Genomic DNA, 17,101 nt, shown 5'->3' with positions numbered 1-17,101 from the left:
CCTAGAAGTCGGCGCCACGGTCCTTCTTGCCGCGGGCGGGCGCGGCGGCCGCCTCGGGCTCGGGGACCTCCTGGCTCTCCTCGCCGGCCGGGACGCCGACACCGAGCTTGGTCTTGACCTTGCGCTCGATCTCGTCCGCGAGCTGCGGGTTGTCCTTGAGGAACTTGCGGGCGTTCTCCTTGCCCTGGCCCAGCTGGTCGCCCTCGTACGTGTACCAGGCGCCCGACTTCTTGACGAAGCCGTGCTCGACGCCGAGGTCGATGATGCCGCCCTCGCGCGAGATGCCCTGGCCGTAGAGGATGTCGAACTCGGCCTGCTTGAACGGCGGGGCCATCTTGTTCTTGACCACCTTGACGCGGGTGCGGTTGCCGACGGGCTCGGTGCCCTCCTTGAGCGTCTCGATGCGACGCACGTCGAGGCGGACCGAGGCGTAGAACTTCAGCGCCTTTCCACCCGTGGTGGTCTCGGGGCTGCCGAAGAACACGCCGATCTTCTCGCGGAGCTGGTTGATGAAGATCGCGGTGGTGCCGGTCGTGTTGAGCGCACCCGTGATCTTGCGCAGCGCCTGCGACATGAGGCGGGCCTGGAGGCCGACGTGGCTGTCGCCCATCTCGCCCTCGATCTCGGCCTTGGGCACGAGCGCCGCGACGGAGTCGATGACGAGGATGTCGATGCCGCCCGAGCGGACCAGGATGTCCGCGATCTCGAGGGCCTGCTCGCCCGTGTCCGGCTGCGACACGATGAGGTTGTCGGTGTCGACGCCGAGCTTCTTGGCGTACTCCGGGTCGAGCGCGTGCTCGGCGTCGATGAACGCCGCGGTGCCGCCGGCCTTCTGCATGTTCGCGACGGCGTGGAGCGCGACGGTGGTCTTACCGGAGGACTCGGGGCCGTAGACCTCGACGATGCGACCCCGCGGGAGACCGCCGATGCCGAGCGCGATGTCGAGCGCGAGGGCGCTCGTGGGGATGGCCTCCACCGCGACGCGCTGCTGCTCGCCGAGGCGCATGGCCGAGCCCTTGCCAAACTGGCGGTCGATCTGTCCGAGCGCCGCCTCGAGGGCCTTGCTGCGGTCCGCTGCTGCTGCCATGTCGCTTCCTCACATCCATCCGTGGCTGGTCTGCCGTGTGTCGAGGACGACGCTACGCCGACCCTCCGACATCGCGACGGCGCCGGCCCTCCCTGGGGAGGCGCCGCCGTCGCGCGGCGTCCTGGGGATCACGGTATATCGAACAACTGTTCGAAGGGAAACGACACGCCGCCCGGGCGTGTCGGCTCAGCGGGGCGGGGGGACCATCCGCTCGCGGTCGCCCCCGTCGCGGCGGTCGACGGGCACGTCCATCTGCTCGCACCAGGCGTGCCACACGTCGCGCGGGGCGACCCCGGCCTCGATCGCCGCGACCGGCGTGAGCGAGTCGACGCCGTCGAGCGCGAGCTCGCGCGCGAGCGTGCGGGAGTACGCGGGTCCGAAGACCGCGTCGGCCAGGGACCAGAACTCGCTGAGCCGCACGTCCCTAGCGGGAGCGCATCGAGCTGAGCAGCTCGGGCACCGTGTCGGGGATCGACGGCATGACGGGCACGTCGGTGAGGGACTCGGCGTGCGCGAACCGGTCGGAGACCTCGCGCAGGATGGTCGACATGGGCAGGTCCAGCGCATCGCAGATCGAGGCGAGGAGCTCGGAGGAGGCCTCCTTCTGCCCGCGCTCGACCTCGGAGAGGTAGCCCAGGGACACGCGCGCTCCGGAGGAGACGTCGCGCAGGGTCTTGCCCTGCGTCAGGCGCGCGTCGCGCAGAACCTCGCCGATCTCGTTGCGAAGCACAGGCATGCGCCCTCCCCTCATCGTCGTCATGCGTCCCTTGTCCATGCTGACACAACGCACCATACCCCACCCTTGTTCCGCCCCGGTCGCGGAGGGGTTACAGCAATGTGACATCTGCCGCAAGGGACGAGAGGACCAGCGCGAGGGCGGCGTCCACGGTTCCGGAGCGCACCGCGGCACGGTCGCCGGGAAGGTCGAGGCGTGTGGTGGACTCCCCCGCCGGACCCGCGACGGCCACGTGCACGCGGCCCACGGGAGCGCCGTCGTGCGGCTCGGGACCCGCCACCCCGGTGGTCGCCACGCCCAGCGTCGCGCCGGTCGCCTCGCGCACGCCGCGGGCCATCGCCCCGGCGACCGCGTCGGACACGACCCCGGCCTCGCGGATGAGGTCCGGGTCGACGCCGAGCAGCCGTGCCTTCATCGCCGGGGTGTACGCGACGATGCCGCCGCGCACCACGGTCGAGGCGCCCGGCACCGCGATGAGCGCCGAGCACACCGCCCCGCCCGTGAGCGACTCGGCGGTCGCGATCGACGCGCCGCGCTCGCGCAGCCTGGCGATCACCTCGTCAGGCAGCGGCATGGCCCCCGGCGCGCTGGGCGCGCGCCGCCCGCACGATCTTCACGGTGTAGTCGACGCCGGTGACGAGCGCGAGCGCCGTCGCGACGAGCAGCACCCACCAGGCCGCGGAGTCCACCCACGAGGGCATCCCGGGGATGAGGTACAGCCAGATCGCGAGGAGCTGCGCCATCGTCTTGGCCTTGCCGCCGGGCGAGGCGGGGATGACGGTGCCGGCCGCGACGAGCAGCCTGCCGACGGTCACCCACAGCTCGCGCACCGCGATGATGGCGACCGGCCACCACGGGATCCCGTCGACCACGACGAGCACCGCCAGCACGCCGAGCACGAGCGCCTTGTCGGCGATGGGGTCGGCGAGCTTGCCGAACGGGCTCACCACGCCCCAGCGGCGCGCGAGGTAGCCGTCGAAGAAGTCCGTGGCGGCCGCGATCATGAACAGCACGAGGGCCCACCACCGGAGCGGCCCCTCCTCGCCCGCGTCGAGCGCGAGCAGGACGAGCACCACCGGCACCATGATGAGGCGCGCGACGGTCAGCACGTTGGGAACTGCGGAGGTCACGCACACACCTTAATGCGCGCGAGGTCGCGCCGATGCCGGAGCGGTGGCGTTCCGGGGGTCGGAGGTGCCGGGATACTGGACGCATGCCCCGTCGCGACCGTCCCGGCCATGCCCGCACGCCGGGCGCGACCCGCCTCGTCGCCGTGGCGGCCGTCGCGCTCGTGGCGGGCGCCGCCGCCGGGCTGATGGGTGCGCGCGACCTCCGGGAGGCCGCCGAGGCGCCGCCCGTCGCCTCCCCCGTGGCGGCGGTCGAGGCGGACGATGCGTCGCCCGTACCCGCCGCATCGTCCTCTCCCGCACCGAGCCCGTCCGCCACGGTCGAGCCCGAACCCGAGCCGCAGCCGGTGCAGTTCACGCTGGTCGCGGCCGGGGACGTGCTCCCGCACACGCCGGTCAACGACTCCGCGCGGACCGCGGACGGCTACGACTTCGCGGCGCTGATGAAGGGCGTCGAGCGCTACGTCGCGGGCGCCGACCTCGCGCTGTGCCACATGGAGGTGCCGGTCTCGCCGGCCGGGGTCGCGCCGTCGGGATACCCGCTGTTCTCCGCGCCGAAGCAGCTGGTGAGGGACCTCGGCAAGGTGGGCTGGGACGGGTGCTCGACCGCGTCGAACCACACGGTCGACCGCGGCACCGCGGGCGTCGAGGCGACCCTGGACGCCTTCGACGCGGCGGGACTCCAGCACTCCGGTTCCGCGCGCACGAAGAAGGAGGCCGCCTCCACCGCGATGTACGAGGTGACCTCCGGCGACCGCACCGTCACCGTGGCCAACATCAGCTTCTCGTACGGCACCAACGGCATGCCCGTGGCGTCCCCCTGGCAGGTCGACCTCTTCGATGCGGACGATGCGGACGCGGGGCCGATCATCGCGGCCGCCCGTCAGGCCCGCAAGCAGGGCGCCGACGTGGTCATCGCCTCCGTCCACTGCTGCGTCGAGTACCGCACGGAGCCCACCGACGCGCAACGGTCGATCGCGACGCAGATCGCGGAGTCGGGGCAGGTGGACCTCTACGTCGGCCACCATGCGCACGTGCCCCAGCCGATCGAGCTGCTCCCCGGCGGCCCGACGGGCGAGGGCATGTGGACGGCCTTCGGGCTCGGCAACTTCCTGTCCAATCAGGGGACCCAGTGCTGCGTGGCCGCCACGACGAACGGCGTGCTGCTGTCGGCGACGTTCACGGTGGACCCGGACGGCGCCGTCGAGGTCGACGCCGCCTGGTACGGCACGACGGTCGACCGCCTCGCCCGGCATGCCGTGCACGTGCTCACGGACATCCGTGACGGAGTCGGGACGCTGTCCGCCGGGGAGGTGGGCAGCCGTCTCGCGGCGGTGCGCGACGCGGTGGGCGACGAGGCGCCGATGCGCAAGCGTCCGGTGGAGCCGCTCGCCGACGAGGTGGTCGTCGTGCCGCGGACGCCGTCCGCGACGTAGCGCCGAGGACTCGCCCCCGCATCGGTCCCATGGCCGGAGCGGTCGCTCCGGCGCCGCCCGCTACCGGTCGCCCAGGACCGGGTCGGGCTCCGCGGGCCGCGGGTCGATGAGGCTCGTGCCCGTGTGCGGATGCTGGGACAGCGCCGTGGCGGCAGGCTGGGCGACCCCGAAGAGCCAGCCCTGGCCGTAGCGCCAGCCGCAGTCCGCGAGGAACTGGGCCTGCGCCTCGGTCTCGATGCCCTCCGCGATGGTCGCGAGGCCGAGCTCGCGCGCGAGGGCGCCGAGCGCACGGGACACGCGCGCGCCGGCGGGGTCCTCGGGGATGCCCGCGACGAACGACATGTCGAGCTTGACGCCCGACACGGGCAGGTCGCGCAGGTACGACAGCGGCGACACGCCGGTGCCGAAGTCGTCGAGGAGGATCGGGACGCCCGCGTTGCGCAGCTCGGTGAGCTCGTGACGGATCCGGGTGTTGGGGTTGACCAGCGAGGCCTCGGTGAGCTCGACCACCACCCGCTGCGGGCTGAGGTGGTGGCGGCCGATCGCGGCGAGCACGCCGTCGGCGAAGGCCGAGTCGCCCAGCTGGTCCGCGGACACGTTGAGCGACACCCACACCGTGTCGGAGGGCGAGCGCTCGAGGAACTGGGCGGCCTGCTCGACGAGCGCGGCGCCGGCCGTCGACGCGAGCCCGCGGTCGGAGATGAGCGGCAGGAACGCGCCCGGCAGGAGGAGGCCCCGGGTGGGGTGCTGCCAGCGCACGAGCGCCTCGTAACCGACGACGGTGCGCGTCGCGAGCTCGAGGATCGGCTGGTAGTGGAGCACCAGGTCGCCGTTCTCGATCGCGCGCGCGAGCTCGGCGGCGAGGGCGGTCTGGTTGTCGTCGGCGATCCGCATGGAGGGCTCGTAGACCTCGGTGCGGCTCTTGCCGGCGGCCTTGGCCCGGTACATCGCGGCGTCGGCGGCGCTCAGCAGCGCCGCGGAGCCGCCCGCGATCGTGTCCTCGTCCGCCATGGCGATGCCGAGCGACGCGGCCAGCTGGATCTGGTGGCGCTTGACGCCGAGCGGCGCGCGCAACCCGTCGTGGATGGCCGCGGCGATCTCGAAGAGCGCCTTGGAGCAGTCGGTGTCCTGGACGGCGATGACGAACTCGTCGCCGCCGAGGCGTGCGACGGTGCCGCGGCCGCCGGTCGCGGAGCGCAGCACGCCGGCGACGTGCACGAGCGCGTTGTCGCCGATCGCGTGGCCGAAGCGGTCGTTGAGCCCCTTGAACCCGTCGAGGTCGACCGCGATGACGCCCACCCGGGAGTCCGCGTCGGGCTGCGCGAGCAGGTCGCTCAGCACCTCGTTGAAGAGGTTGCGGTTCGCGAGGCCCGTGAGGGGGTCGTGCATCGCGCGGTGCTGCATGAGCTCCGAGCGCATGCGCACCTCGGTGGTGTCGCGCACCTGCACCACGTAGTGGTCGGGGGCGCCGCCCGCGTAGCGGACGAGGCCCACGTCGAGCACCGCCCACACGACGTTGCCGTCGGCCTTGACGTACCGCTTCTCGACCGAGAAGTGGTTCTGGTGGCCGTCGTAGAGGCGCTGGAGCTGGTCGCGCTCGGCGTGCAGGTCCTGGGGGTGCGACAGCGCGCTGAACGGGGTGCCGCGCAGCGCGGCGACGGTCGAGCCCATCATCTCGGCGAAGGCCCGGTTGACCTCCATGAGGCGCCACTCGAGATCGATGAGCGCCATGCCGGTGGGCGCGTTCTCCATCGCACGACGGAACTGTGCGTCGGAGCGGCTGAGCGCCTCGGCGGCCTCGCGCAGGCCGGTGGTGTCCATCACGGTGACGATCGTGAGCGGACGCCCGTCCGCCGCATCGTCCACCGGGCGCGAGCGCACGTGGAGCCAGCGGATGTCGTCGGCGCCGCGCCGTCCCGGGACGCCGATGACGCGCGGGCGGCCGTCCTCGGTGCGGGCAAAGGCCGCGCCGGGGACCATGGGACGCATGTGCGCGTCGACGGCGCGGATGGGCAGCCGCGCGAGGGGCGTGCCCACCGAGTCCGACTGGCGCAGCCCGAGGATCGCGCACGCGGTGTCCGACACCAGCGCGACCTCGCCCGACTGCGTCACGATCACGACGCCGTCGCGCGACGAGGTCATCACGGCCTCGAACTGGCGCCGCAGCGCGCGCTCCTGCGCGAGCGCCCGGTCCCGGGCCTCGCGCTCGCGTCCGGACCGCCAGAAGAAGTAGAACGCGTTGAGCGCGAGCAGGATGAGGAGCGCGCCGACGCCGGCGACGAAGGCCGGCTGCGCGAAGAGCTCTAGGACTCCACCCATTCCCCGTCCTCTGGCTCGCGGTGTGCCGTGGTCGTGCCCACCGTAGCGCCAGAGTCGCCCCTCAGGACAGCAAGCGTGGAGGCGAGTTCGTCAGGTGTGACCAATACGTCACGAGCCTTCGAACCCTGCGACGGTCCGACGATCTCCCTGGTCTCGAGCAGGTCCATGAGCCGGCCCGCCTTGGCGAAGCCCATCTTGAGCTTGCGCTGGAGCATCGACGTGGAGCCGAGCTGGGTGGTGATGACGAGCTCCGCGGCGGCGAGCAGGTCCTCGAGGTCGTCGCCGATGTCGGCGTCGATGACGGCGCTCTGCTGGGCCACCACGACATCGTCGCGGTAGTCCGGGTCGGCCTGACGCTTGGCGTGCTCGACGGCGGCGTGGATCTCCGACTCGGACACCCACGAGCCCTGCGCGCGCATCGGCTTGCTCTCCCCCATCGGCAGGAAAAGCGCGTCGCCCTGGCCGATGAGCTTCTCCGCGCCCGGCATGTCGAGCACGACGCGCGAGTCCGCGAGCGACGAGGTCGCGAAGGCCAGGCGCGAGGGCACGTTGGCCTTGATAGTGCCGGTGATGATGTCGACGGACGGGCGCTGCGTCGCGAGCACGAGGTGGATGCCCGCCGCACGCGCGAGCTGAGTGATGCGCTGGATCGACTCGTCGACGTCGCGCGGCGCCACCATCATGAGGTCGGCCAGCTCGTCGACGATCACCAGCAGGTACGGGTACGTCTTTATCTTCCGCTCGGAGCCCGGCAGCGGCTTCACCTTGCCCGCACGGACGGCCTTGTTGAAGTCGTCGATGTGCTTGAAGCCGAACAGCGCCAGGTCGTCGTAGCGCATGTCCATCTCCTTCACCACCCACTCGAGGGCCTGCGCGGCCTTCTTCGGGTCGGTGATGATGGGCGTGATGAGGTGCGGGATGCCCTCGTAGATCGTGAGCTCGACGCGCTTGGGGTCGACGAGCACCATGCGCACCTCGTTGGGGGTCGCGCGCATGAGGATCGACGTGATCATCGAGTTGACGAAGGACGACTTTCCGGCGCCTGTCGCACCCGCGACGAGCAGGTGCGGCATCTTCGCGAGGTTGGCCATGACGTAGCCGCCCTCGACGTCCTTGCCGATGCCGATCGCCATCGGGTGGTCGTTGCGGGCCGCGACCGGGGAGCGCAGCACGTCGCCCAGCGCGACCGTCTCGCGGTCGACGTTGGGGATCTCGATGCCGATCGCGGACTTGCCCGGGATGGGCGACAGGATGCGCACGTCCGCGCTGGCGACCGCGTACGCGATGTTCTTGCTCAGCTGCGTGATCTTCTCGACCTTCACGCCGGCGCCCAGCTCGACCTCGTAGCGGGTGACGGTCGGGCCGCGCGTGAAGCCGGTGACCTCAGCGTCGACGCCGAACTGCTCGAGCACGTCCCGCAGCGACGCGACCACGCGGTCGTTCGCGGCGGAGCGCTCCTTGTGCGGGGCACCCTTGGCGAGGATGTCGAGCGCGGGCAGCACGTACGGGTTCGAGTTCTCGAGCTCGCCCTGCTCCCCCGCCGGGACGATGTGCGTGGCCGGGGGCAGGTGCGGGTCCTCGCCTTCGGCGCCGGGCACCTCGATGAGCTGGGTGGCGGCGTCGTCGGGAGCGGGCGCGGCGGCCGGCGCGGGAGCGGGGTCCCACGGCGGCACGTCCTCGGCCACCTCGTAGGGGGAGATCTGCTCGGTGACGGCGCGGCGGGAGGCCTCGGGGTCGATGATCGCGTCGAACTCGCTGTGGTCGACGGTGGCGGCCTGCGCGAACGCCTCGTCCGCCTCGTACGAGTCGAGGGCGTCCTCGGGCGGCGGGTCGCCGTGCAGCGCGCGCTCGATGAGGCGCTTGGCGCGACCGCGACGCTTGTGCTTCGGCTCCTTGGGCTCCTTGACCTTCGGGTCGCCGGGACGCTCGAGCGTGCGGTGCTCGGGCAGGTCGAGCGCGTCGTCGTCCTCGCGCGCGTCGTCGTGGCGGACCTTGTGGGAGACCTCCGCGATCCACGCGGCGGCCTCGCGCATCGAGATGCCCGCGATGATGAGGATGGACAGCAGCGCGAGCAGCACCAGCACGACGATCGCGAGCGGCGCCGTGACGAGCGCCGCGAGCGGGGTGCCGATCCCGAAGCCGAGGATGCCGCCGGCGTCCTGGATCCCCTCGAGGCCGTCGGACGGGCTGGGGCGGCCGTGGCCGATGTGGATGATGCCGTCGACGGTGATGGCGAGCATGAGCGCGCCGAGCGTGATGCGGTGGTTGGTGTTCTCCTCCTGCGGCGCGCGCATGAGGCGGACCGCGATGACGAGCAGCACGATGGGCAGCCCGTACGCGAGGATCCCGAACAGGCCGGCCCCGACGAAGTGGATCGCGGTGCCGGCCCAGCTGGGCAGCTGGAACCACTCGCGGGCGGCGATGAGGATCGCCATGATGAGGAGCGTGATCGCCATGCCGTCGCGGCGGACGGCGGGCGGCACGTCGCGCGCGCCGTGGCCGATGCCGCGCACGCCGGAGCCGACCGCGTTCGCGGTGCCGCGGCCGACGGCGGCGACGCCGCGCAGCAGGGCGGGGGGACGTCGCTTGGCCTGGGAGGCGCGCGAGCTCGACGAGGAGCCGCGCCGCGCGGACGGCGGCGCCTTCGTCGAGGGTCGGGACTGTCGCGTCTGTGCCATGGCACAGCACGGTAGCGCTCCGCACCGACAGGGCGGGGTTGCCACCCCGCCGAACCCCCGCATCGTCCCCCGAAAGGGACGATGCGGGCGGGGGCTACGCCTCGATGACGATGGGGACGATCATGGGCCGGCGGCGCAGCTTGGTGCCGACGTAGCGGCCCAGGACGCGGCGCGCGACCTGCTGGAGCTGGTGGGTGTCGGTGGAGCCGCCGCGGGCGGCCTCCTCGATCGCCTTCTTGATGTCGGGCAGGATCGCGTCGAACACCGAGTCGCCCTCGGCGAGGCCGCGGGCGTGCACCTCGGGTCCGTTGACCACGCGGCCGTTGCTCGAGTCGACCACGGCGAAGACGGACACGAAGCCCTCCTCCGACAGGATGCGGCGGTCCTTGAGCTCGGTCTCGGTGATCTCGCCCACCGACGAGCCGTCGACGTAGACGTGGTGCACCTCGACCGCGCCGACGACGCGTGCGACGCCGTCCTTGAGGTCCACGACCGTGCCGTTCTCCGCGAACATGACGTTCTCCTGCGGGATGCCGGTGCGGATCGCCAGGTGCCCGTTGGCGAGCAGGTGGCGCACCTCGCCGTGAATGGGCATGACGTTCTTGGGACGCAGGATGTTGTAGCAGTAGAGGAGCTCGCCCGCGCTGGCGTGGCCCGACACGTGCACGCGCGCGCTGCCCTGGTGCACCACGGTCGCGCCGAGGCGCATGAGGCCGTTGATGACGCGGAAGACGGCGTTCTCGTTGCCCGGGATGAGGGACGAGGCGAGGATCACCAGGTCCCCCTCCCCCACCGTGACCTTGTGGTCGCCGGAGGCCATGCGGCTGAGCGCGGCCATCGGCTCGCCCTGCGAGCCGGTCGACATGTAGACGACCTGCTCGCCTGGCATGGTGTCGGCCTTCTTCGGGTCGACGAGGATGCCGTCGGGCACGCGCAGGAAGCCCATGTCCGCGGCGATGCCCATGTTGCGGACCATCGAGCGGCCCACGAAGGCGACCTTGCGGCCGTGCGACTCGGCGGCGTCGATGACCTGCTGGACGCGGTGCACGTGGCTCGCGAAGGACGCGACCACGATGCGCCCGGTGGCCTGCGCGAAGAGGCGGTCGAGCACGGGACCGATCTCGACCTCGGCGGTGGTGAAGCCGGGCACCTCGGCGTTGGTGGAGTCGACCTGGAACAGGTCGACGCCCTCCGCGCCCAGCCGGGCGAAGGCGCGCAGGTCGGTGATGCGGCCGTCGAGCGGCAGCTGGTCCATCTTGAAGTCGCCGGTGTTGAGCACGGTGCCGGCGGACGTGCGCACGAAGACCGCGAGCGCGTCGGGGATCGAGTGGTTGACCGCGACGAACTCGAGGTCGAAGAGGCCGACCTTCTCGCGCTGGCCCTCCTTCACCGCGTGGGTGAGGGGCGAGATGCGGTGCTCGCGCAGCTTCGCCTCGACGAAGGCGAGCGTGAGCTGCGAGCCGAGGATCGGGATGTCGGGGCGCATGCGGAGCAGGTAGGGCACCGCACCGATGTGGTCCTCGTGGCCGTGGGTGAGGACGATCGCCTCGATGTCGTCGAGGCGGTCCTCGATGTAGCCGAAGTCCGGGAGGATCAGGTCGACGCCGGGCTGGTGGTCCTCGGGGAAGAGCACGCCGCAGTCGATGACGAGCAGGCGGCCGTCCAGCTCGAGGACGTGCATGTTGCGTCCCACCTCGCCGAGGCCGCCGAGAGGGACCACGCGGAGCGTGCCGGGTTCGAGGGCGGGCGGCGGGAGGAGGTCGGGGTTGAAGCTCATTCTTCTCTTCTCAGGGATGGAGGCCGGCGGCTTCGAGGCGCGCGATCAGCGCGTCGTGCTCGGCCGGCGTGTTGGGAAGCAGCGGCAGCCGCATCGCGCGGCTCGGGATGACGCCGAGCCAGTGCATCGCGGACTTCGCGTTGGTGGCGCCCGGGCCGCTGAAGACGGCCTGGTGCACCGGGAGGAGGGACTCGTGGAGGCGCTCGGCCTCGGCGACGTCGCCCGCGTCGTGCGCCGCGATCATCGCGGCGATCTCGCGGCCGACCACGTGGGAGGACACGGACACGACGCCCACGGCGCCGGCCCGGAGGAAGTCGAGGGTGAGCGGGTCGTCGCCGGAGTACCAGGCGAGGCCGGTGCGCTCGATACGGGCCTTGGCGGCCTCGACACCGCCGGTCGCGTCCTTCACTGCGACGACGCGCGGGTGCGCGGCGAGCTCGACGTAGGACTCGTCGGAGATCGCGAGCGCCGTGCGGCCCGGGATGTCGTAGAGCATCGCGGGCAGGCCTGTGGCGCCGAGGATGGCGCGGAAGTGCGCAACCACGCCCGCCTGCGACGGCTTGGAGTAGTACGGCGTGAGCGCGAGGATGCCGTCCGCGCCGGCCTCCTCGCCCTGCTCCGCCATGCGCACCGCGTGGGCGGTGTCGTTCGAGCCGGCGCCCGTGAGGATGGTGACGTCCGGGCCGACGGCCTCGCGGACCGCCGCGAGCAGGTCGACCTTCTCGGGCGCGTGGGTCGTGGGCGCCTCGCCGGTGGTGCCCGACAGCACCAGGCCGTCCGAGCCGTGGGCGACCAGGTAGCGGGCCAGCTCCTGGGCCGACGTGAGGTCGAGGGCGCCTCCCTCGTGCATCGGCGTGACCATCGCGGTCAGGACCGTTCCGAACGGTCGCGAGGAGGAAGTCATGGCACTCAACCTACCGCGCGGCGGCGTCCCGCCGGGCGACGCGCCACCGCCCGAGCACGCCGGGGCGGCGGCTCCCCGCGCCACCCCGGCCGCAAACGGAGCGGCACCCCCGCATCGTCCCCGCCCGGGCGTACCCTGAACCGCGTGACCATCCCCACCCCGTACGAGGACCTGCTGCGCGACGTGCTGGCCACCGGGACGCCCAAGGGCGACCGCACCGGCACCGGCACCGTCTCGGCCTTCGGCCGTCAGATCCGCTACGACCTGTCGCAGGGCTTCCCGCTCATCACCACCAAGCGGGTGCACGTGCGCTCGGTCGTGGGCGAGCTGCTGTGGTTCCTGCGCGGCGACACGAACGTGCGGTGGCTGCAGGAGCGCGGGATCACCATCTGGGACGAGTGGGCGGACGCGGACGGCGAGCTCGGACCCGTCTACGGCTACCAGTGGCGGTCCTGGCCCGCGCCGGACGGCCGCCACATCGATCAGATCGCCGAGGTCGTCGAGCAGATCCGCACCAACCCGGACTCGCGCCGCCTCATGGTGTCGGCGTGGAACCCCGCGGACGTGCCGAGCATGGCGCTCGCCCCGTGCCACGCGATGTTCCAGTTCTACGTGGCCGACGGGAGGCTGAGCTGCCAGCTGTACCAGCGCAGCGCGGACCTGTTCCTCGGGGTGCCGTTCAACATCGCGTCGTACGCGCTGCTCACCCACATGATCGCGGCGCAGACGGGCCTCGAGGCGGGCGACTTCGTGTGGACCGGGGGCGACTGCCACATCTACTCCAACCACATGGAGCAGGTCGAGCTGCAGCTGTCGCGCGAGCCGTACCCGTACCCGACGCTGCGGCTCGCGAAGAAGGACTCGCTGCTCGACTACGACATCGACGACGTGGTCATCGAGGACTACCAGCACCACCCGGGCATCAAGGCGCCCGTGGCCGTCTGACCCGCCCGTGACGGTCAAGGCGATCTGGGCGCAGGCGCGGGACGATGCCGGCCGCCCGGTGATCGGTCTCGACGGCACGATGCCGTGGCACCTCCCCGAGGACCTCGCGCACTTCCAGGCGCTCACCCGCGGGCACGCCGTCATCATGGGCCGGCGCACGTGGGAATCCCTGCCGCCGCGGTTCCGGCCGCTACCCGGGCGCGTCAACGTCGTCGTCACGTCGGGTCCCGTGCCCGCCGGCGCCCTCCGCGCATCGTCCCTCGACGATGCGCTGGCCGTGGCCGCCGAACATGCGGGCGACGCCGAGCGCTGGGTGATCGGCGGGGCGGGCCTGTTCGCGGAGGCGCTCGCGCATGCGGACGCGCTCGAGGTGACGGAGATCGACGCGGTGGTCGCGGGCGACACCTTCGCGCCGGACCTGGTCGCCGACGACTGGGCGGTGGCGGGGTCGACCGAGCCCGCAGTATCCGCGTCGGGGCTCTCCTACAGGTTCGTCACCTACGTGCCAGCGGAGCGCCATCACCAGGCCTGAAGCGGTGCCAGGATGAACGCCATGACCTGGACCGTCCCCGCCCGCATCGAGACCGAGCGGCTCGTGCTGCGCCGCCTGGGACCCGAGGACGTCACCGCGATGCACGAGGCGATCCTGGAGAACGTCGGGCACCTGCTGCCGTTCATCCCGTGGGCGCCGGCCGAGCCGCAGACCCGCGAGCAGCGCGAGGCGAAGGTCGCGGAGATGTCGGCGGCCTTCGACGCGGGCGAGGACTTCGCGCTCGGGATGTTCGACCGCGCCACGGGCGAGTACGTCGGCGGCACCGGGCTGCACACGCGGGTCGGTCCCGAGGCGCTCGAGATCGGCTACTGGATCCGCGCCGACCGCCAGGGCGAGGGCCTCGTGAGCGAGGCGGTGCTCGCCCTCACCGCGGTCGCGCTGATGTACTCGGGGGCCGCGCACGTGGAGCTGTGGTGCGACCCCGCGAACGTGCGCTCGAACGCCGTCGCCGCGCGGTGCGGCTTCGACCACCGCGGTCGAGAGGACAGGGGCGAGGAGGGCTTCGAGGTGTGGGTCGCGGATCTCGGGACGTTGTCGCGCGAGCCGGCCTCCACGACCAGGCTCCCGCGGCTCGCCGACGAGGCCGGCACCACGCTGCCGTGGCCCGTCTGGCAGGTGCCCGCCCGGATCGAGACCGAGCGGCTGGTGATCCGCCGCTTCCGGCACGAGGACGCACCCGAGGTGTCGCGGGTCATCGCGGCGAACCGGGACCACCTCGTCCGCCACCTGTCGTGGGCGCGGGACGAGCCCCGGACCCCCGAGGCGCGCGCGGAGAAGATCGCGCTCAACATCGTCAACCACGAGGCGGGAGTCGAGTTCCTCATGGGAATGTTCGACCGCACGGGCGCGTACATCGGAAGCATCGGCCTGCACCCGCTCGACGATCGGCCGGGCCTCGAGATCGGCTACTGGATCGCCGAGGTGCACGAGGGCCGCGGGCTCGTGACCGAGGCGGTCACGGCCCTCACGCAGGTGGGCCTCGCCTTTGCCGGCGCGGAGACGGTCGAGATCTTCCACAGGCCGGGCAACACCCGCTCGGGCGCGGTGCCGCGACGCCTCGGCTTCGTCGACCACGGGATCACCCGGGACACCGACGACGGCGAGGAGGCGGTGCGGTGGGTCGCGGACGCCTCCGTGCTGGACCACGAGCCGCTGGCCTCGGCGCCGGTCCCCCGCCTGGCCGACGAGGACGGGACCGAGGTGCCGTGGCCCGCCTGAGCCTCGACGCGACCCGTCAGCAGGCGCTGTCCGTCTCGCTCGCGACGGGCGCGTACGGACTGAGCTTCGGCGCGCTGTCGGTCGCGGCCGGCCTCGACGTGTGGCAGACCGCCGCGCTGTCGCTGCTGGTGTTCTCGGGCGGCTCGCAGTTCGCCTTCGTGGGCGTGATCGGCGCGGGAGGCGGCGCGGCCGCCGCGGTCGCCACCTCCACCTTCCTGGGCCTGCGCAACGGCTTCTACGGCGTGGGCCTCGCCCCGGTGCTGCGGCCGCTGCGCGGCGCGCGCAAGGCGTGGGGCGCGCAGGTGACGATCGACGAGTCGACCGCGGTCGCGCTGGCGCAGCCCGCCGAGGACCTGCCGGCCCGCCGCGCGGGCTTCTGGTGGACCGGCGTGGGCGTGTTCGTCGCGTGGAACGCCATCACCGTGCTGGGCGCGGTGCTGGGCTCCCGCATCGGCGACCCCGCCGACTGGGGCCTCGACGCGGCGGCCGCGGCGGCCTTCCTCGCGCTGGTGTGGCCGCGCCTCGCGCACCGCCGCGCGCAGGCGGTGGCCGCCGCATCGTGCGTGCTCGCGCTCGCGCTCACCCCGATCGCGCCGCCCGGCGTGCCGATCCTCGCGGCCGCAGCGGTGGCGATCGTCGCCGGCTGGGGCCACCCCCGGCCCGAGGAGGTGCCCGAATGAGCGCGTACTGGTGGATGTGGGTCGGCATCGTGGTGGCCGGGCTGCTGTCGTGGGCGACGAAGCTCGCGGGACACTCGGTCCCCGAGTCGTGGCTCGAGAACCCGCGCGTGCACCGCATCGCGGCCTTCGTCACGGTCGCGCTGCTGTCGGCGCTGGTCGCGGTGCAGACGTTCGCGAGCGGCCGGTCGCTCACGGCGGATGCCCGGCTCGCGGCCGTCGTGGTGGCCGCCGTGCTGCTGTGGCGGCGGGCGCCGTTCATCGTGGTGGTGGCGGTCGCGGCGGGCGTCGCGGCGGGGCAGCGCGCGCTCGGGTGGGGCTGAGCCGCCCTAGGCTGGTCGGCATGATCCACGCCGACGTCTCCGCCCGCCCTGCCGTCCCCGGGGACGAGGACGCGATCGCCGCGATCCAGCTGGCGGCCTGGCGCGCGTGGATGGGCGAGGCTGCGGATGCGCTGCCCGCGGACCAGGTGCGCGCGCAGTGGGCCGCGGCGATCGTCGCGCCGCCGAGCCGCGACCACCGGGTCTTCGTCGCCTGCGACGGGCCGCGCGTGGTGGGCTTCGCCGCGATCACGCCGGGCGAGATCATGGCGCTCGAGGTCGCCCCGGAGCACCGCCGGGCGGGCCACGGCTCGCGCCTGCTGTCCGCGTGCATCGACACGCTGCGCCTCCAGGGCCGCGAGGACGTGCGCGCGTGGTCCCTCGAGGGGGACGATGCGCGCCGCGCCTTCCTCACCTCCGCGGGCCTCGCGGAGGGCGGGCTGCGACGCACGCTCGAGGGTCCCGACGGGGACCTGGTCGAGCTGATGTACCGCGCGGCGCTGTAGCGCGACGGCTCCTGGCCCGGATGCTCACCCGGGCCAGGAGCCGTAAACGCGAACCGGGTCACGCCGTGATCGGCGCGGTTCGCCTCGGGCCCGCGGGCACCGCCGCTGCGCGGGTCGCCATCCATGTGCCCATGACGACCGCCCACAGCAGATACACAAACGCGGTCAGGAACAGCGGCGCCGTGATCCCGCACAGCCCGCCGACGACGGCGGCGACCCTGACCCACCGCGGCAGGTCCCGTCGAGCCGCGACGAGCAGCGCGACGGCACCCATGAGCAGGGCCGGCCCGCACAGCGACACGAGGACCCCGATCTCGCCGATCGCCTGGACGACCGGGAGCGGGATCGCGGACGTGACGTGATCGCCGGCCTCGAGAAACGTCACGGGCAGGCCCGCCGCGATGAACCAGCCCGCGACTCCGACCGCGACAGCGGCGATCCCGAGCCCCCACACCGGGTCGTGCGCGTCGCGGCCGACGCTCAGACCCCTGACCGCATGAAGCAGCGCCAGCGCCCCGGCGATCCCCACCGCCGCCCATGCGAGCGACGCGGCATGACCGGATCCGACGAACCCGCGCAAGGCGGTCTCGTCGTAGTCGCCGCCGGGGGTGCCCGCCAGCGCGGCGGCCGCGAGCGTGGCGATCCCGTAGAAGATGAGCGCCAGGCCGGCGCTGCGGTGGATGGACATGTTCCCTCCCTCGTCGAGGACGGCGCCGGGCGGTGCCGTCGCCTCGACGCTAGGTGGCCGACACGTCGGCGGTCGTCGGGCCGCAGGCGGATCCCGTCGTCCCCCGACGGCATGACGTGCCTGGTCCGTG

The 17,101-nt window shown here is 72.8% G+C and carries 17 protein-coding genes; 7 read left to right on the top strand and 10 right to left on the bottom strand.

Annotated elements, in window-relative coordinates:
- Position 1: 1 nt before the first annotated feature.
- The 5 genes from recA to pgsA all read right to left on the bottom strand — a co-directional run bounded on the left by recA (position 2) and on the right by pgsA (position 2,953).
- Positions 2-1,087 (bottom strand): recombinase RecA, encoded by a 1,086-nt coding sequence (gene recA / locus QQX09_RS09850; protein WP_301134076.1) that lies wholly within the window; start codon positions 1,085-1,087, stop codon positions 2-4.
- 186 nt (positions 1,088-1,273) lie between these two features.
- Positions 1,274-1,507 (bottom strand): DUF3046 domain-containing protein, encoded by a 234-nt coding sequence (locus tag QQX09_RS09845; RefSeq protein ID WP_301134075.1) that lies wholly within the window; start codon positions 1,505-1,507, stop codon positions 1,274-1,276.
- A gap of 4 nt (positions 1,508-1,511) precedes the next feature.
- A complete protein-coding gene (locus QQX09_RS09840) occupies positions 1,512-1,823 on the bottom strand; it encodes a helix-turn-helix domain-containing protein (RefSeq protein WP_301134074.1) in 312 nt (103 codons plus the stop codon).
- Between the two features lie 91 nt (positions 1,824-1,914).
- Entirely contained in the window at positions 1,915-2,397 is a 483-nt protein-coding gene (locus QQX09_RS09835) for a CinA family protein (protein ID WP_301134072.1), read from the bottom strand.
- Positions 2,384-2,953 (bottom strand): CDP-diacylglycerol--glycerol-3-phosphate 3-phosphatidyltransferase, encoded by a 570-nt coding sequence (gene pgsA, locus QQX09_RS09830; protein WP_301134070.1) that lies wholly within the window; start codon positions 2,951-2,953, stop codon positions 2,384-2,386. Before pgsA ends, QQX09_RS09835 begins: the two co-directional genes overlap by 14 nt.
- Before the next feature lie 83 nt (positions 2,954-3,036).
- Here pgsA and QQX09_RS09825 point away from each other — a divergent pair, with 83 nt between their 5' ends.
- Positions 3,037-4,386 carry a CapA family protein gene (locus QQX09_RS09825; protein WP_301134068.1) on the top strand — a complete coding sequence of 450 codons (1,350 nt, stop codon included), beginning with the start codon at positions 3,037-3,039 and terminating at the stop codon, positions 4,384-4,386.
- A 60-nt stretch (positions 4,387-4,446) separates the two neighbouring features.
- On the opposite strand, the gene QQX09_RS09820 is transcribed toward QQX09_RS09825, so the two are convergent.
- The 4 genes from QQX09_RS09820 to dapA form a co-directional block, all read right to left on the bottom strand.
- The gene (locus tag QQX09_RS09820) at positions 4,447-6,705 is read right to left on the bottom strand and encodes a putative bifunctional diguanylate cyclase/phosphodiesterase (protein WP_301134065.1); all 2,259 of its coding nucleotides are present in this window, start codon (positions 6,703-6,705) and stop codon (positions 4,447-4,449) included.
- Positions 6,690-9,383, bottom strand: coding sequence for an FtsK/SpoIIIE family DNA translocase (locus tag QQX09_RS09815; protein WP_301134063.1), 2,694 nt, complete (start codon positions 9,381-9,383; stop codon positions 6,690-6,692). Before QQX09_RS09815 ends, QQX09_RS09820 begins: the two co-directional genes overlap by 16 nt.
- Positions 9,384-9,477: 94 nt before the next feature.
- A complete protein-coding gene (locus QQX09_RS09810; protein WP_301134060.1) occupies positions 9,478-11,160 on the bottom strand; it encodes a ribonuclease J in 1,683 nt (560 codons plus the stop codon).
- Positions 11,161-11,170: 10 nt separating this feature from the next.
- Positions 11,171-12,064: a 4-hydroxy-tetrahydrodipicolinate synthase gene (gene dapA, locus QQX09_RS09805; RefSeq protein ID WP_301134058.1), complete on the bottom strand. Its 894-nt coding sequence runs from the start codon at positions 12,062-12,064 to the stop codon at positions 11,171-11,173.
- Between the two features lie 144 nt (positions 12,065-12,208).
- Here dapA and QQX09_RS09800 point away from each other — a divergent pair, with 144 nt between their 5' ends.
- From QQX09_RS09800 to QQX09_RS09775, 6 genes are read left to right on the top strand one after another with little or no spacing between them, the layout of a single operon-like run.
- Entirely contained in the window at positions 12,209-13,009 is an 801-nt protein-coding gene (locus QQX09_RS09800; RefSeq protein WP_301134056.1) for a thymidylate synthase, read from the top strand.
- 7 nt (positions 13,010-13,016) lie between these two features.
- The gene (locus QQX09_RS09795) at positions 13,017-13,541 is read left to right on the top strand and encodes a dihydrofolate reductase (RefSeq protein ID WP_301134053.1); all 525 of its coding nucleotides are present in this window, start codon (positions 13,017-13,019) and stop codon (positions 13,539-13,541) included.
- 21 nt (positions 13,542-13,562) lie between these two features.
- Complete coding sequence (locus QQX09_RS09790) at positions 13,563-14,780, top strand: GNAT family N-acetyltransferase (protein WP_301134051.1); 1,218 nt, start codon at positions 13,563-13,565, stop codon at positions 14,778-14,780.
- Complete coding sequence (locus QQX09_RS09785; protein WP_301134049.1) at positions 14,768-15,460, top strand: AzlC family ABC transporter permease; 693 nt, start codon at positions 14,768-14,770, stop codon at positions 15,458-15,460. The genes QQX09_RS09790 and QQX09_RS09785 overlap by 13 nt, the downstream gene beginning before the upstream one ends.
- Positions 15,457-15,780 carry an AzlD domain-containing protein gene (locus tag QQX09_RS09780; RefSeq protein WP_301134047.1) on the top strand — a complete coding sequence of 108 codons (324 nt, stop codon included), beginning with the start codon at positions 15,457-15,459 and terminating at the stop codon, positions 15,778-15,780. The genes QQX09_RS09785 and QQX09_RS09780 overlap by 4 nt, the downstream gene beginning before the upstream one ends.
- A gap of 20 nt (positions 15,781-15,800) precedes the next feature.
- Positions 15,801-16,283: a GNAT family N-acetyltransferase gene (locus QQX09_RS09775; protein WP_301134045.1), complete on the top strand. Its 483-nt coding sequence runs from the start codon at positions 15,801-15,803 to the stop codon at positions 16,281-16,283.
- A gap of 58 nt (positions 16,284-16,341) precedes the next feature.
- On the opposite strand, the gene QQX09_RS09770 is transcribed toward QQX09_RS09775, so the two are convergent.
- Positions 16,342-16,971 (bottom strand): hypothetical protein, encoded by a 630-nt coding sequence (locus QQX09_RS09770; RefSeq protein ID WP_301134042.1) that lies wholly within the window; start codon positions 16,969-16,971, stop codon positions 16,342-16,344.
- Positions 16,972-17,101: the final 130 nt, after the last annotated feature.

The sequence above is a fragment of the Demequina litoralis genome, from assembly GCF_030418455.1.
In the GTDB taxonomy this organism is placed as follows: domain Bacteria; phylum Actinomycetota; class Actinomycetes; order Actinomycetales; family Demequinaceae; genus Demequina; species Demequina litoralis.
Note: the sequence above shows the minus strand (reverse complement) of the source record. Positions and strands in the feature narration are given on the sequence as shown.

What these genes read in the sequence shown, in the direction of transcription:
- recA (WP_301134076.1), bottom strand. Translation starts at nt 1,087, where the DNA reads ATGGCAGCAGCAGCGGACCGCAGCAAGGCCCTCGAGGCGGCGCTCGGA.
- QQX09_RS09840 (WP_301134074.1), bottom strand. Translation starts at nt 1,823, where the DNA reads ATGCCTGTGCTTCGCAACGAGATCGGCGAGGTTCTGCGCGACGCGCGC.
- QQX09_RS09835 (WP_301134072.1), bottom strand. Translation starts at nt 2,397, where the DNA reads ATGCCGCTGCCTGACGAGGTGATCGCCAGGCTGCGCGAGCGCGGCGCG.
- QQX09_RS09825 (WP_301134068.1), top strand. Translation starts at nt 3,037, where the DNA reads ATGCCCCGTCGCGACCGTCCCGGCCATGCCCGCACGCCGGGCGCGACC.
- QQX09_RS09820 (WP_301134065.1), bottom strand. Translation starts at nt 6,705, where the DNA reads ATGGGTGGAGTCCTAGAGCTCTTCGCGCAGCCGGCCTTCGTCGCCGGC.
- QQX09_RS09815 (WP_301134063.1), bottom strand. Translation starts at nt 9,383, where the DNA reads ATGGCACAGACGCGACAGTCCCGACCCTCGACGAAGGCGCCGCCGTCC.
- QQX09_RS09810 (WP_301134060.1), bottom strand. Translation starts at nt 11,160, where the DNA reads ATGAGCTTCAACCCCGACCTCCTCCCGCCGCCCGCCCTCGAACCCGGC.
- dapA (WP_301134058.1), bottom strand. Translation starts at nt 12,064, where the DNA reads ATGACTTCCTCCTCGCGACCGTTCGGAACGGTCCTGACCGCGATGGTC.
- QQX09_RS09790 (WP_301134051.1), top strand. Translation starts at nt 13,563, where the DNA reads ATGACCTGGACCGTCCCCGCCCGCATCGAGACCGAGCGGCTCGTGCTG.
- QQX09_RS09780 (WP_301134047.1), top strand. Translation starts at nt 15,457, where the DNA reads ATGAGCGCGTACTGGTGGATGTGGGTCGGCATCGTGGTGGCCGGGCTG.
- QQX09_RS09775 (WP_301134045.1), top strand. Translation starts at nt 15,801, where the DNA reads ATGATCCACGCCGACGTCTCCGCCCGCCCTGCCGTCCCCGGGGACGAG.
- QQX09_RS09770 (WP_301134042.1), bottom strand. Translation starts at nt 16,971, where the DNA reads ATGTCCATCCACCGCAGCGCCGGCCTGGCGCTCATCTTCTACGGGATC.